The 14,415-nt window shown below is 57.8% G+C and carries 15 protein-coding genes; 5 read left to right on the forward strand and 10 right to left on the reverse strand.

Going from position 1 to position 14,415, the window contains the following annotated elements:
- Nucleotides 1-5: 5 nt before the first annotated feature.
- From V8L71_RS16680 to def, 7 genes are all read right to left on the reverse strand, one after another.
- Nucleotides 6-1,283, reverse strand: coding sequence for a TraB/GumN family protein (locus V8L71_RS16680; protein ID WP_431313187.1), 1,278 nt, complete (start codon nucleotides 1,281-1,283; stop codon nucleotides 6-8).
- 54 nt (nucleotides 1,284-1,337) lie between these two features.
- Entirely contained in the window at nucleotides 1,338-2,786 is a 1,449-nt protein-coding gene (locus V8L71_RS16685) for a TrkH family potassium uptake protein (protein WP_101147329.1), read from the reverse strand.
- Between the two features lie 52 nt (nucleotides 2,787-2,838).
- Entirely contained in the window at nucleotides 2,839-4,212 is a 1,374-nt protein-coding gene (trkA, locus tag V8L71_RS16690; protein WP_008959784.1) for a Trk system potassium transporter TrkA, read from the reverse strand.
- 175 nt (nucleotides 4,213-4,387) lie between these two features.
- Nucleotides 4,388-4,594 (reverse strand): dodecin, encoded by a 207-nt coding sequence (locus V8L71_RS16695; RefSeq protein ID WP_008959783.1) that lies wholly within the window; start codon nucleotides 4,592-4,594, stop codon nucleotides 4,388-4,390.
- 49 nt (nucleotides 4,595-4,643) lie between these two features.
- A complete protein-coding gene (gene rsmB / locus V8L71_RS16700) occupies nucleotides 4,644-5,981 on the reverse strand; it encodes a 16S rRNA (cytosine(967)-C(5))-methyltransferase RsmB (protein ID WP_336268945.1) in 1,338 nt (445 codons plus the stop codon).
- Nucleotides 5,978-6,994 (reverse strand): methionyl-tRNA formyltransferase, encoded by a 1,017-nt coding sequence (fmt, locus tag V8L71_RS16705; RefSeq protein ID WP_336274845.1) that lies wholly within the window; start codon nucleotides 6,992-6,994, stop codon nucleotides 5,978-5,980. Before fmt ends, rsmB begins: the two co-directional genes overlap by 4 nt.
- 62 nt (nucleotides 6,995-7,056) lie before the next feature.
- Nucleotides 7,057-7,569: a peptide deformylase gene (def, locus tag V8L71_RS16710; RefSeq protein ID WP_176302615.1), complete on the reverse strand. Its 513-nt coding sequence runs from the start codon at nucleotides 7,567-7,569 to the stop codon at nucleotides 7,057-7,059.
- 192 nt (nucleotides 7,570-7,761) lie between these two features.
- Between def and V8L71_RS16715 the strand changes: the two genes are divergently transcribed.
- Genes V8L71_RS16715 through aroE form a run of 5 tightly spaced genes read left to right on the forward strand, consistent with a single transcriptional unit; the run spans nucleotide 7,762 to nucleotide 12,416 of the window.
- Nucleotides 7,762-8,811: a LysM peptidoglycan-binding domain-containing protein gene (locus V8L71_RS16715; RefSeq protein WP_336268947.1), complete on the forward strand. Its 1,050-nt coding sequence runs from the start codon at nucleotides 7,762-7,764 to the stop codon at nucleotides 8,809-8,811.
- 32 nt (nucleotides 8,812-8,843) lie between these two features.
- Nucleotides 8,844-9,998 (forward strand): DNA-processing protein DprA, encoded by a 1,155-nt coding sequence (dprA, locus tag V8L71_RS16720; protein ID WP_336274846.1) that lies wholly within the window; start codon nucleotides 8,844-8,846, stop codon nucleotides 9,996-9,998.
- Nucleotides 9,999-10,041: 43 nt separating this feature from the next.
- Complete coding sequence (tsaC, locus tag V8L71_RS16725) at nucleotides 10,042-10,599, forward strand: L-threonylcarbamoyladenylate synthase type 1 TsaC (protein ID WP_336274847.1); 558 nt, start codon at nucleotides 10,042-10,044, stop codon at nucleotides 10,597-10,599.
- A 48-nt stretch (nucleotides 10,600-10,647) separates the two neighbouring features.
- The gene (gene hemF / locus V8L71_RS16730; protein ID WP_336274848.1) at nucleotides 10,648-11,598 is read left to right on the forward strand and encodes an oxygen-dependent coproporphyrinogen oxidase; all 951 of its coding nucleotides are present in this window, start codon (nucleotides 10,648-10,650) and stop codon (nucleotides 11,596-11,598) included.
- Complete coding sequence (aroE, locus tag V8L71_RS16735; protein WP_336274849.1) at nucleotides 11,598-12,416, forward strand: shikimate dehydrogenase; 819 nt, start codon at nucleotides 11,598-11,600, stop codon at nucleotides 12,414-12,416. Before hemF ends, aroE begins: the two co-directional genes overlap by 1 nt.
- 111 nt (nucleotides 12,417-12,527) lie before the next feature.
- Here aroE and V8L71_RS16740 read toward each other — a convergent pair whose 3' ends face one another.
- From V8L71_RS16740 to V8L71_RS16750, 3 genes are all read right to left on the reverse strand, one after another.
- Nucleotides 12,528-12,788, reverse strand: coding sequence for a hypothetical protein (locus V8L71_RS16740; RefSeq protein ID WP_336274850.1), 261 nt, complete (start codon nucleotides 12,786-12,788; stop codon nucleotides 12,528-12,530).
- A gap of 41 nt (nucleotides 12,789-12,829) precedes the next feature.
- On the reverse strand, nucleotides 12,830-13,633 hold the full coding sequence (locus V8L71_RS16745; protein WP_336274851.1) for a M48 family metallopeptidase: 804 nt from the start codon (nucleotides 13,631-13,633) through the stop codon (nucleotides 12,830-12,832).
- A 123-nt stretch (nucleotides 13,634-13,756) separates the two neighbouring features.
- Nucleotides 13,757-14,365, reverse strand: a complete 609-nt coding sequence (locus tag V8L71_RS16750; RefSeq protein WP_336274852.1) for a hypothetical protein — start codon at nucleotides 14,363-14,365, stop codon at nucleotides 13,757-13,759.
- Between the last annotated feature and the right edge of the window lie 50 nt (nucleotides 14,366-14,415).

Raw genomic sequence — 14,415 nt, forward strand, 5'->3', positions numbered from 1 at the left:
GCGTTTTACGCGTTGCCAAACAGGGCGCCGGCGATTCTGAACCCGGCTACCCAGGTGCCCACCGCAGAGCCTAGTGTGGCGAGAATAAACACCAGCAGGGTGCGCGATACGCGGTTTTGCCACCAGCCTTTTAATTGCGTCACATCGTGGCGCAGCGATGAAAAATCGCGCACTTTGGGTTTGCGCATATAGAGCTCAACCCCAGCGGCGACAAAGCCAGCGCCAATCGTTGGGTTCAACGAGGTCAGCGGCGCGGCAAAGAAAGTCGCAATCACGGTCACCGGGTGCGCCAGGGCAATGATGGTCGCCCCACCAGAGAGAATGCCGTTAATCAAGAACCACTCAAGTACCAGCTGCCAGCCAAGGTCAGTATTGCGCGAAAAACCAATCGCAAAGCCGGTGAGTACCAACGCGGTAATCAGCCAAGGCAGAGCTTTCCACAGTTTGGACGGCGGCGGAGTGGCCTCCAACGATTCGCGCTCTATTTTCGGGTCGGCGGGCAGTGGTGCTTCCAAGTGTTCGCCGGTGCCTTTTAAGTGGCCTGCACCAATCACCACCAGCACGTGCTGGTAGCGCCCTGGCGGCGCCTCTTCGGCTAACCGTAGCGCCATGTAGCGGTCGCGCTCGCGAATCAGCGGCGTATAGAGCGCTTCGGATTCGGTGGCAAACTCGCTGAAGGTGGCTTCCAGCATGTCGCCTTCTTTGAGTTTTTCGATGTCCTCTTTAGAGACATCCTGACGCGAGAGCACGCTGCCGATAAGCCCTGAAAATAGCGAAAAGCGCTGCCACCAGGGCACGTTGCGGTAGATGCGCTTTAGCGTCACGCCTACATCGCGGTCGACCAGCAGCAGTGGCAGCTTGAGACGACTGGCTTCTTCAACGGCAGCGCGCATTTCGGCCCCAGGCTGAATGCCGGATTGGTCAGCAATACGCTGTTGAAAAGCGCCAAGCGCTAAGCTCGCCGCGACCATGCCCGCTTTGCCTTCCCTGAATACTTGAAACAGGTCCTGCTCGCCCATGGCGTCTGGGTTCGACATGCTGTGGTGACGAGCATCGCAGAGTTCGATGGCCACCGCATCAAAGGCGCCGCTATCTATCAGTTTGCGCACATCGTCGGCACTTTCTGCCGACACATGGGCCGTACCCAACAGCGTGTAGCGGGTTTCACCGATAGTGAACGTTGTTAATGGCCCACTGGTGGCCGGGAGTGCGGCCGGCATTTCCGCCTGCGGCCCAGTCTTTTGGTGAGGCGTGTCTTGATGGGACGTTTCTTCGTGGGACATTAATGGCTCTCAAGATCAATAAGGGGTCTGAAGTGCATGTCTGATATGCAGGGCTTAACGCCGCCAAAAAGCGGGGGTAAACAGCACTAGAACCGTGAAAATTTCCAGTCGCCCGAGCAGCATGGCGAGTACCAGAATCCATTTTGCTAGCGTGGGCATCTCACCATAGTGGGTACTTGCTTCACCCAGCGCTGGGCCTAGGTTGTTGAGCGCTGACCCCACAGTGGACCAAGCCGTTACCTGGTCAACCCCAGTCGCCATCACCCCGACCAACATGATAAAGAACAGCAACATGTAAACCGAAAAGAACCCCCATACCGCTTGGGCAATGCTGTCGGGCACGCTGACTTTGCCCACTTTGACCGCAATCACCGCATTGGGGTGGATCAGCCGCATAATCTCGCGCATGCCCTGTTTAAGGATCAAGATAATCCGAATGACCTTCATGCCGCCACCGGTAGAACCGGAGCAGCCACCGACGAACGCCGCGACAAACAGCAGAAAGGGTAGGGCGCCAGGCCACATGGAGAAGTCGGCGACACTATAACCCGCCGTGGTGGCGACCGAGACGACTTGGAAAACCCCGTGGCGTAGCCCGCGCAGTGTGTCATAGGTATTGGTTAACAACAGCGACAACACGGTGATTACAGACAAGGCGAGCAGAAACAGCATCAAAAAACGTGCTTCAGGGTCGTGAAAGTAGTGCAACAGGCTTTTTTCCCGCCAGGCGATAAAGTGCAGGCTAAAGCTGAAGGCAGAAATAAGCATGAAGGCGATGCAGATCATTTCAATCGTGGCGCTATCAAAATAGCCGATACTGGCGTCATAGGTAGAAAACCCGCCGTTGGCGACGGTCGAAAAGCTATGACTTAACGCATCGAACCAGCTCATGCCCGCCAACATATAGGCGATCATGCAGGCGAGGGTAAGCGTGGCGTAGATATACCACAGTGCCTTGGCGGTTTCGGTAATACGTGGGGTGAGCTTGGAGTCTTTCAGCGGCCCCGGTATTTCGGTGCGATAAAGTGCCATGCCACCAACCCCTAGAGTGGGCAAAATGGCGACGGCCAATACGACGATCCCCATGCCGCCCAGCCACTGGAGCTGCTGGCGGTAGTAGAGAATCGATTCGGGTAAAAAGTCGATGCCGGTAATCACGGTAGCGCCGGTAGTGGTTAAACCGGAGAACGATTCAAATACCGCATCGGTAATATTCAGTGAGCCTTCGCCAAACAGCATTAGCGGCAGCGAGCCAAATAGCGCCAGCACCGTCCAGAACATTGCGGCGATAATAAAACCATCGCGGATACGCAGCTCTTTTTGCGCGCGGCGGTTAGGCAGGTAAAGCAGCAATCCGGTCACCACCGAAATTGCAATGCCGCTAATAAAGGCACTCCATACGCCGTCGCGAAACCAGAGTGAAATCAGCGTTGGAGGAAGCATGGTCAGGCTGAATAGCATCAGCAACAGCCCTAAAATGCGCAAAATAACCCGCAGACTCATGGTTGTCGCATGCTCCTGTTATTGGCTGCCAGCGGCAGTGGTTCGGGGGTTATCAAAAGAACGTGAGACCGACTTGGAATAAGCGCTCTACGTCTCGGATGCGGCGCTTGTCGATCACAAACAGAATCACGTGGTCGCCGCTCTCAACCATCACATCGCCGTGGGCAATGATGACCTCTTTACCGCGCACAATCGCGCCGATGGTGGTGCCCTCGGGCAGACCGATCTCGCGGATAGTACGGCCGACCACTTTAGAGGACTGCTTGTCACCGTGGGCAATCGCTTCGATGGCCTCGGCGGCACCCCGTCGCAGCGAGTGCACGTTGACGATGTCGCCGCGACGCACGTGGGTCAGCAGGCTGCCGATGGTCGCCTGTTGGGGCGAAATGGCGATATCAATCTCGCCCCCCTGCACCAGGTCTACGTAAGCGGCGTTGTTAATCAGTGTCAGCACCTTCTTGGCGCCTAAACGCTTGGCGAGCAACGACGACATGATATTGACTTCGTCGTCGTTGGTCAGCGCGCAGAAGATATCGCACTCTTCGATGTTCTCTTCTTCCAGCAGGCGCTTGCTGGTGGCGCTGCCATGGAGCACCACGGTGCGATCCAACCGCTCAGAGAGCGTGGTGCAGCGTTCCAAGTTGTGCTCGATGATCTTGACCTGGTGGCTATGCTCCAAATGCTCCGCCAGCCGCTCGCCGATATTACCGCCCCCGGCAATGACGACGCGGCGGAAATCACGCTCGACCCGGCGTAGCTCGCTCATCACCGCGCGAATATCGCGGCGAGCGGCCAGGAAGAAAACCTCATCGTCGGCTTCGATGACTGTATCGCCGCGGGGGATAATCGGTCGGCTACGGCGATAGATGGCGGCCACGCGGGTATCCACGTTGGGCATATGGCGGCGTAGAAAGGCTAAATCCTGACCCACCAGCGGGCCGCCGTAGAATGCCTTTACCGCCACCAGCTGCACCAGACCACCGGCAAACTCCAATACCTGTAACGCACCGGGGTGTTCAATCAGGCGGCGCACGTGGTCGGTGACCACCTGCTCGGGGCTGATGAGGACATCAATGGGAATCGCTTCGTGGGCAAAAAGGCCTTTACGGGTTAAATACGCCGTAGCACGCACCCGGGCGATCTTGGTCGGAGTGCGAAACAGCGTATGGGCGACCTGGCAGGCGATCATATTGATCTCGTCGCTGTTGGTGACGGCGATCAGCATATCGGCGTCTTCGCAGCCTGCCTGACGCAGCACAATAGGGTAAGAGCCCGCGCCGGTCACGGTGCGGATATCGAGTTTGGTGTGTAGGTCGCGCAGTTTTTTGGCGTCGGTATCAACGACAGTGATGTCGTTCTCCTCGCGAGCGAGGTGTTCTGCCAGGGTGCCGCCGACTTGGCCGGCGCCGAGAATGATGATTTTCATTGCTGAGCATCGGTTCCATTAAAAGCGCCAGCGCGATGTCGCTAAGACCAGGAGGCAGTCTTAAGACCCAGTCCTGACGTTCAAGACGTAAACTTTCATTCAGGAGCGTTTATCATGCGCTGCAATAAAGACGGCGGCCAGTGTAAACCAGCCGCCGCTGAAAAGCAGGTGAGGATTATTCTAGCGTAAAGCCGACTTTGACCGTGACCTGCCAGTGAGCCACTTGGCCATCTTCAATGTGGCCACGGGTGTCGACCACTTCTAGCCAACGCATGTGCTTAATCGTTTCTGATGCTTTGGCCAATGCATTCTGTACCGCTTCTTCAATACCTTTCTCGGAAGATCCGGTCAGTTCTACATGCTTGTAGGTGTGATGACTCATAATGTCTCCTTCCTTGTCTGAAATTCACTGCCCTGGCATCAGTTAGCGCCTAGGCAGACCGCTTCTCTAGTCTGGCATAAAAAAAGCCATCGTGACTGCTCTGCGCCGGAAACAATTGGCGCCCCGCTCCGCTGGGAATGCCCCAGGCAACGTCGTTAGGTGTAGTAACATGAGCGTCAGGCGTGCGGGCAAGAAACGCTTCGATCTGCTCACTGTTCTCTTCCGGCAGTACCGAGCAGGTGGCGTAGAGTAGGGTGCCGCCTTCGCGCAGCATTGGCCACAAATTATCCAACAACTGGCGCTGAAGCTTGGCCAGTGGGCGAATATCGTCTTTACGGCGCAGCTTTTTGATATCCGGGTGGCGTCGAATGACCCCAGTACCCGAGCAAGGGGCATCGAGCAGAATGGCATCAAACGGTGTGCCGTTCCACCAGTCGCGCTCGGTGGCATCGGCATGCTGAAGAACGGCCTCTACGCCTAGTCGGTTAAGAGTGTCTTCCACCCGTGCCAGGCGCTGATTATCGCTATCGATCGCGGTTAGGTTGATGTCGAATTGTTCGAGCAAATGGGCTGTTTTGCCGCCGGGCGCGCAACAAGCATCCAAAACGTGCGCGCCTGGCCGTGGCGCGAGCACCGGGCCTAACAACACCGCCGAGAGCTGAGCGGCCTCGTCCTGAACGCTGACATGCCCCTCTTCAAAGCCAGGCAGCGACATCACATCGCAGGGTGTTTCCAGCGTGATGGCGTCTGGTGCGTGAGGGCACAGGTGGCCACTTAGCCCTTGCTCGGTGAGCAGCGACAGGTAGGCTTCACGATCATTGTGGTGCTGGTTCACCCTTAATGTCATCGGGCCAGCGTGGTTGTTGGCTTCAATAATCACCCGCCACTGCTCCGGCCACGCCTGACGCAAGGCATTGAGTAGCCACGGCGGGTGCTCTAGCGCGACGCTCTCATCCCGATCTACCTGGGCCTGGAGCGCCTCGGATTCGCGCTGCAGGCGACGCAGGCAGCCGTTGAGCACGCGGGTGGCCCACTCTTTGTTCAGTAAGCGCGCAGCGCCCGCGGTTTCGCCTACCGCTGCGTGTGCAGGGATGCGCATGTAGAGCAGTTGATAGATACCTATCAGCAGCAGCGCCTGAACATCGCTGTCGCGCTTCTTAAACGGTTGCTTAAGCAGCACGCCCGCTAACGCTTCAAGACGCGGTAAGCGACGGCAGGTGCCAAAACAGAGCTCTTTGAGCAGCCCGCGGTCGCGAGCGACCACGCTGTGCTCGTCCAACCCCGCCAGTGAGCCTTGGTCGCTGAGTACCGGTGCCAGCGCGCGGGCTGCAGCAGCGCGTACTTCCTGGCCGCTGCCGCCGCTTTGAGGGGAGCGTTTTTGGCTCATGGTGTTTCTCCTTCGCTGGCCTGAGCCGCTGGTTTATCAAGACGAGTGTCAAGATGAGCACCAAGACGAGTGCCGGTGGCAAGGCGCGCGTGGCGTGCATTAAGTAGCTCTCGCACGGCCATGGCTTTACCGCCGGGCAGTTGCGCGCTGGTGATACACAATACTTCGCGTCCTTCGGTGCCGCAGGCAATGCGTAAATGATCGTCACCATGCTCAAGCAGCGTGCCTGGGACGCTTGGTGGCTGCACGCCTTCCTCTACGTTCGCCATTAGCAGGCGCAAACGATCATCCCCTAGTGCGCACCAAGCCACCGGCCAGGGGTTGAAAGCGCGAATTTTGCAGGCGAGTTGCTGCGCGGGCTGAGTGAAATCGAGTTCGGCTTCCGCTTTGCTGAGTTTGGCAGCGTAGGTCACGCCTTCATCCGGCTGAGGCGTGGCGTGAGCGGTGCCGGTGGCCAGGGCATCCAGCGTGTTGATCAACGCATTGGCGCCTTGAATCGCGAGGCGGTCGTGCAAATCGCCGCCGGTGGTGCGTGGCGTAATTGGTGTGCGTACTTCTGAAAGCATTGCGCCGGTATCCAGGCCAGCGTCCATCTGCATGATGGTCACGCCCGATACACTATCGCCCGCTTCGATTGCCCGCTGGATGGGGGCAGCGCCGCGCCAGCGGGGTAGTAGCGAGGCGTGCACGTTCACGCAGCCTAAGCGCGGTATATCCAACACGGCCTGGGGAAGCAGCAGCCCGTAGGCGACAACGACCATGATGTCCGCATTAAGCGCGGCCAGCTCGGCCTGAGCCGCGGGCTCTTTTAGCGTCTGGGGCTGATAAACGGGCAGACCGTGCTCCAGCGCCAGCTGTTTGACTGGACTGGGCGTGAGTTTGCGCCCGCGCCCAGCGGGGCGGTCGGGCTGGGTATACACCGCGACCACCTCATGCTGGCTTTCCAGCAGCGTTGCAAGACTTGAGGCGGCGAATTCAGGCGTGCCGGCAAAAACAACGCGCAATCGTGACATAAGTTGAGGGCTACCTGGCGTATCTGGAATGTAAGTAGGAAAAGAGATCGGTAGAAAAGGGCTTAGGCGTCCTGGATCTGCTTATGGCGTTTCTGCATTTTCTTGCGGATGCGGTCACGCTTTAGCGGCGACAGGTAGTCAACAAACAGCACGCCTTCAAGGTGGTCATACTCATGCTGAATACAGTGTGCCAGCAGGCCTTCGGCCTCTAGTTCATAGGCATCGCCATTGCGATCAAGCGCATTGAGCTGCACTTTGAGATAGCGGGGCACTTCAGCGTAGTAGTCAGGAATCGACAGGCAGCCTTCTGACAAAGGCTCTTTTTCATCGCCAATCGGGGTATAGCGCGGGTTGATGAGCACCAGCGGCTGGGAGTTATCGTCGCTGACATCCATGACGACCACACGCCGATGGACATCGATCTGCGTCGCGGCGAGACCGATACCACGGGCGTCATACATGGTCTCCAGCATATCGTCGACGAGTTTACGCACTTCATCATCGACGGTTTCCACCGCAGCAGCCTTGGTGCGCAGGCGCTCATCGGGGAATTCAAGAATAGGGAGTTTGGCCATGGCGTTACAATCACCGTTATGCTGAGTCTAAATTAAGTCAAGCTAGGTGGTGACGAGCGTCTTCTCACCTAGGTACTTTATGATGGGTCACTATATCATGCTGTCAACGTTTCTGGGCATGGGTGGCCAAGGCGAGGGGCGTGTTATCAATAATAGAACATTCATAATGACACACTCACAGGGGAGGGTAGGATGGCGGCGAAACGACACGCCTATGGCGGGGCTTTAAGTGGTTTGCTGCTGAGTGCAGTGATGCTGGTAAGTTTCGATGCTGCCGCGTGGGAGCGCCTGCGTAGCGATGCGCCTGAACGCTATCAGGTGGTTTCAGGTGACACGCTTTGGGATATCGCCGGGCGTTTTCTGCACACCCCCTGGCAGTGGCCCCAGTTGTGGCAGCACAACCCCCAGATCGCTAACCCGCACTTGATCTACCCAGGTGATGTACTAGTGCTTAATGATTGCCAGGGTTCCCCCTGTTTAGCGCTTGAACGTGGCCAAAATGTGGTGAAGCTTTCTCCGCAGGTGCGTACCTTGCCTCACCGGGAGGCGATTGCGCCGATTCCCATGGAGGTGGCGCGGGCTTTTTTACGCGAACATCGCGTCGTGGATGATGCTGCTGAGTTGCAGGAGCTGGCTTATGTGGTCGCCGGTAATGATCGCCGCTTGATCAGCGGTGCCGGTGATCGTATCTATGTGCGAGGGGAGGTGCCGCGCCATGGTGAGGTGGGTATCTACCGGCAATCGGAACCCTATCAGGCGATGGATGGCACACCGCTTGGACTGGAGCTGATCAATGTAGGCGTCGCCCGACATATCAGCAGTGAGGGCGATATTGTCCAGCTTGAAGTCATTAGCTCCCATCAGGAAGTGCGCGTTAACGATATTGTCTTGCCACTGGAAGAGCGCGAGCTAAGCAGTGAGTTTATGCCCCGCGCACCGTTAAACCCGGTTGAAGGGCATATTATTGCCGTACCCGGTGGCGTGCGTTTTATTGGCCGCTACCAAATTGTCGCGTTGGATCTGGGCACCCTGGATGGCTTGCAGGCGGGCCATGTGCTGCGGGTTAATCAGCAAGGGGAGTTAATCAATGACCCCCGGACCCAGGAGCTGGTGCGACTACCCAGCACCGAGGCAGGCATTGTGATGGTGTTTAAACCCTATGATCACGTTAGCTACGCATTAGTGATGCAGGCGTCCCGCGTATTGGAAGTAGGTGATCAAGTAGCGTCACCGGCTAACTAGCGGGCGGCAAACGTGTTGATTAAGGAGGTGGTATGGACGCTCAGGCATGGCTGGCGGTCAATGCATTACCCGGTATGGGCGCGCTGCGTATTGCACAATTAGTAGCCCGCCAGCCGCAGTGGCCAGAAGGGTGGTTGGCAGCATTACCTAGTCGTGCGGCCAGCGAGCTGCGCCTGTGGTTAGAACACCCGGCCCGTAGCCCACTGCAAAAGGTCGTTGATGAGACCCTGGCGTGGCAGCAAAACGGCCCAAACCGGCATCTGCTGCATCGTGACCACCCCGCTTGGCCTGCACTACTAAATGAGTTGCCCGACCCACCCGTAGTGCTCTGGGCTCAGGGGGATCTTGGCGCGCTGGAAGGCCCCAAACTGGCCATGGTCGGCACCCGCCGCCCGACCGGGGAAGGTACCCACAATGCTCAAACGTTTGCCCGTGACCTGGCCCGCCGCGGCTGGTGCGTGGTGAGTGGCATGGCGCTAGGGGTAGACGGCGTTGCCCAGCGTGCGACCTTAGCCGCCGGTGGAAGCACGGTGGCGGTACTCGGCTGCGGTGTGGATGTGATCTATCCCGCCTCCCATCGTGACCTTCATGAACAGCTCAGTCGTCTGCCCGGTGGGCTGTTGTTGTCAGAGCACCCGCCTGGAACCGTGGCCCGCCCAGCGTTTTTTCCGCGCCGCAATAGAATTGTTACCGGTCTCTCGCTCGGAACACTGGTGGTCGAAGCTACCGAAAAAAGCGGTTCGTTGGTCAGCGCGCGGCTCACCTTAGAGCAAAATCGCGAGCTGTTCGTGCTGCCCGGTTCGCTGCACAACGTGCAGGCCCGCGGCTGTTTGGCACTACTGCGTCAAGGGGCGGCTCATCTGGCCTGCAGTGTCGACGATATCATCGCCGATCTTGGCCACTGGGCGGAGGCGTTTATCCAGCCCTCGACGATAGACAAGCCATCGGAGCAAGCACCTCTTCCCGATAGCTTGTCCAATGAAAGCTTGCCTGCCGAAAGCTTGTCAGACGATAGCTTACCCGATTCATTGTTAACGTCATTATCGGCCACCCCAACGCCGATTGATCTCTTGGTGCACACCACCGGCGTGACGGTCAGCGACTGCCAGCAACGCCTGCTGATGCTTGAATTAGACGGTTGGGTAAGCCAGCAGGCGGGAGGCTGGGTGCGGTTGCCGAGGCCATGATAGGATAACCCCATTAAAGGCATGTTAGCCGTGAGGAGAGACCATGAGTTTGGCGACTGATCTAGCCCCAGCGATTAGCGCGCTGCGTGCCGGGGGAGTGGTTGCTTGCCCCACAGAAGCAGTTTGGGGGCTTAGCTGCGACCCGGAAAACGACGAAGCCTTAGCGCACCTGATGCGTATGAAAGAGCGTGACCCGGCTAAAGGGGTCATTCTCGTTGCCGCCAGTATCGAGCAATTCCAACCCTGGTTGAGCCAGCTTCCTCTCGCGCTGCATGCACCTCTCGCGGCAAGCTGGCCAGGCCCCAACACCTGGCTAGTGCCCGATTATGGTCGCAGCCATGGGCTGGTACGAGGCGCCCATGAGCGAGTCGCACTACGAGTGACCGACCATCCGCTGATGAAAGCCTTATGCGAAGCCTTCGGTGGCCCGCTGGTGTCGACCTCGGCCAATCGGGCTGGAGAGCCGCCCGCCATGAGTGCCGCTGAAATCACTGCAATCTTTGGCGATGAAGTGGCTTATGTGGTGAAAGGCGAGCTAGGCGGCAATGCCAAGCCCAGCACGATTAGGGATTTAGCCACTGGCAAAATCATGCGTCCTTAAGCAGACCTTCATGTCGATTTATGTACCCTTTACCCCTCAGGAGTTACCGTGGCCCACGAGCACCTTGATGACGTTAAACGCTACCTTCTTGATCTGCAGGAACGGCTCTGTGCTGGATTAGCCGAAGCCGATGGGGCTGCCCAGTTCCAAGAAGATAGTTGGGAGCGTGAAGAGGGGGGCGGTGGTCGCTCGCGTGTGATGACTAATGGCGGCGTATTTGAAAAGGGCGGCGTCAACTTTTCACATGTGTATGGCACCCAGCTGCCGCCTTCCGCTACCGCCGCGCGCCCTGAGCTTACTGGGCGAAGTTTTCACGCGGTGGGTGTTTCCTGGGTGCTGCACCCTGAAAACCCGCATGTGCCCACCAGCCATGGCAACGTGCGCTTCTTTATTGCTGAGAAAGTCGGCGAGCCACCGGTATGGTGGTTTGGCGGCGGTTTCGACTTAACGCCGTTTTATCCTGTGATGGAAGATGTCGTCCACTGGCACCGGGTAGCAAAAGCCGCCTGTGACCCCTTTGGCGATGACGTTTACGCCCGCTACAAATCCTGGTGCGATGAGTACTTCTATCTCAAACACCGCGATGAAACCCGCGGCGTTGGCGGGCTGTTTTTCGATGACTTAAATGAAGGCGAGTTTGCCGACTGTTTTGCCATGCAGCGGGCGGTGGGCGACAGCTTCCTAGAGGCTTATTTGCCCATCGTGGAGCGCCGCAAGAACGATGCCTGGAGCGAGCGCGAGCGCGAGTTCCAGCTTTATCGCCGTGGCCGCTACGTGGAGTTCAATTTAGTGTGGGATCGCGGTACGCTGTTTGGCTTGCAGAGCGGCGGACGCACGGAGTCCATTTTAATGTCGATGCCCCCCTTGGCGCGCTGGGAGTACGCCTTTGAGCCGGAAGCCGGCAGCGCCGAAGCGCGTTTGCAGGACTTTTTACACCCCCGGGACTGGCTCGGCGAAGCCACTGGTGAGACACCGTTAACCACTAGCGGAGAGCTCTGATGACCGATCGCTACTGCGTGTTTGGCAACCCCGTTAAGCACTCCAAATCACCGCTGATCCACACTGAGTTTGCCCATCAGGCGCAACAAGCCCTTGAGTACACCACTGAAGAAGCACCGGTGGATGGCTTTGCGGGTGCTTGGCGGGCGTTTATCGACGCAGGTGGGCGCGGCGCCAATGTCACCGTGCCGTTCAAAGAAGATGCTTTCGCGCTGTGCGATACGTTGAGCCATCGAGCCCGTCGGGCAGGCGCGGTCAATACGTTGATTCTTGGCGGCAACGGCCGCACCTACGGCGATACGACTGACGGTATTGGCCTAGTGCGTGATTTGGCCTACCACCGCGTGGCGTTAGCGGGAAAGCGTGTATTGGTGATAGGAGCCGGCGGCGCAGTGCGTGGCATTCTGGAACCAATGCTTGCCGAGCAGCCCAGCGAAGTCGTCGTGGTTAATCGCACCGCTGCCAAAGCAGAGCAGTTGGCCAGCGATTTTGCCGATCTGGGAAGCATTCATGGCGGTAGTTTTGACACCGTCAGCGGCGTCTTTGATGTGGTGATAAACGGCACCAGCGCCAGCCTTACAGGCGAGTTGCCGCCGCTACCTGATGAGCTCTTTGCCGTTAATGCCTGGGCTTACGACATGATGTACGGGGCCGAGCCGACGGTGTTTTTGCAATGGGCAGGCCCGCGCGGTGCGAAGCTGCTAGACGGCTTAGGTATGTTGGTAGAGCAAGCGGCCGAGTCGTTTTTTCTCTGGCGTAACGTCAGGCCTGATACCGTTCCTGTGCGGGAAATACTGCGCCAATCGCTTAATTATTAATCATTAGGTCTGGTAAACGTTGTGTCTGGTAATCATTGCTGCTGGTGAGTGTTGCGAAAAAAAGCGGGCCGGATAGTGTATCCGTCCCGCTTTTTTGATGCTAAAAACGCTTCACTTAGCGCGTTTTACATATAGCCCCACCATGCACATCACCAGGCCTACCACCGAGAGCACCATGCCACCGTTGACGAGCAGTGGCGAGCGCTGCAGCCAGGAGACGAACGGCTGCGGGGTATCGACGCAAACACTCTCGATATAGTTCCAGTGACCGCCGTCTAGCTGGCAGGCACGTACATCGTTTAACTCCCAGAAAAAGACGCCCATCAGCACAAACAGCGGCAATACCAGCAGCAGTAACCCTAGTCTAATCATTGAAACCTCAAGAGCCGAATGTCAAACCTCAACGTAAACCGTTAAGGGCGTGGGCAGTTCGGCGTGCGACCATTGTTGCGGGCTTGCTCATAGAGGGCCATCGCTTGGTCCATGTTGCCTTGCAGGCCTTCAATACGTTGGCCTTGGCCTGGGTGGGTCGACATCCACTCGGGCGGAGCACCGCCGCCTGTGGCTGCCTGCATATTTTCCCACAGGGTGACGCTTTCACGTGGGTTGAAGCCAGCTTGTGCCATTAGGTCCAGACCAATCACATCGGCCTCGCTTTCATGCGCCCGCGAGAACGGCAGCACAATGCCATACTGTGCGCCCATACCAAGCAAGCCCATGAGCTGCTGGCCACCGGCGGACTGCATGCTAGAAGTGCTGGAGATTACCGACAGGCCCAATGAGGTAGCGTTCTCGGTAGAGGCGCGCTCATTCGCGTGGTTCGCTAGCACGTGGCCAATCTCGTGGCCGATGACGGACGCCAGCTGGTCTTGGGTGGTAGCGATATCCAACATGCCAGTGTTCACGCCCATATAGCCGCCGGGCAGGGCGAAAGCATTAGGCTGTTCCGATTCAAATGCGCGAATCTGCCAATCTAGCTGCTGCTGCTCAGCAGGCAATTCCGCGACGATGGCATCAGCGATGCATTGTACATAGCGCTGGCTAGACTGGTTGGCAGTAGGAAGCTCCTGCTGATATTGAGAAAATGCCTGCCGCCCCATCTCATTAAGCTCACCATCAGAAAGCAGCAACAGCTGCGAACGACCGGTGGGAGACGTGGTACAAGCGGCGATAGAAGCGCATAAAGCGGTAACGGCGATAGGGCGAAGCCAACGCATGAGACGGTTTCCTTATAGACGAGTGGGTTTCTTGCTCACAAGATAACCGCTGATAACAGTAAATCAATCCCTCCCATCATAACCCACCTGGAGGGCGGACATGGAGGCTGAACTGAGCAACCCTCAGCGCTGAGGGACTAGCTGCCCATCGGCACCCACGTTTAGGCGAATCGTGGGCGTCAACAAACCTGCAGGGAGCCGCATACCTAAACCGCGCAGATCGCCTGGCGTGATAGCCAGTTGGCTACCGGGCGGTAGCTCGCCTTGAGACGCCAGCTGACTGGCAAGCTCCAGCATGGGCGCCATGCGTTGAGTGTCGGTTCCCAGCACATCAAAGGCAACTGGCAGGCGTAAATTGGCATCGTCGCCGGAGGTGAGCGTGACATCCTGCTCATAGTTGCCCTGCACAGGGTCAACGCCCGGCATATCTAACGACCAGCGAAAGCCTGACATTTCCACCGGCGGCATGCCTGCGGGTAAGCCAAGGCCCATGGCAATAGTGGCTTGTATGGGCAGGCTGCCCGCGCCCAGGCTGGAAGCAATCAGGCTGGTTAGGTCACTCGTATCCAACCCAGCATTAATGCTGTAAGGGCCAATGCGTACATCTTCGACCCCCAGGGAGGTCACCGCCAAGCGAAACGCAAATAGGCCGGTTTGGGGCAGGGCGAGACAGCCCGTTAACAGGCTGGTTAAGCCCAATAGAATTAGCCAACGGCGAGCAGCATAAAGCATAACGTTCTCCCCCTACGCAGCGCATAAGCAGCATACAAGTAGGGCAGCAA

Source organism: Vreelandella indica (assembly GCF_037070225.1).
GTDB classification, from domain to species: domain Bacteria; phylum Pseudomonadota; class Gammaproteobacteria; order Pseudomonadales; family Halomonadaceae; genus Vreelandella; species Vreelandella arctica.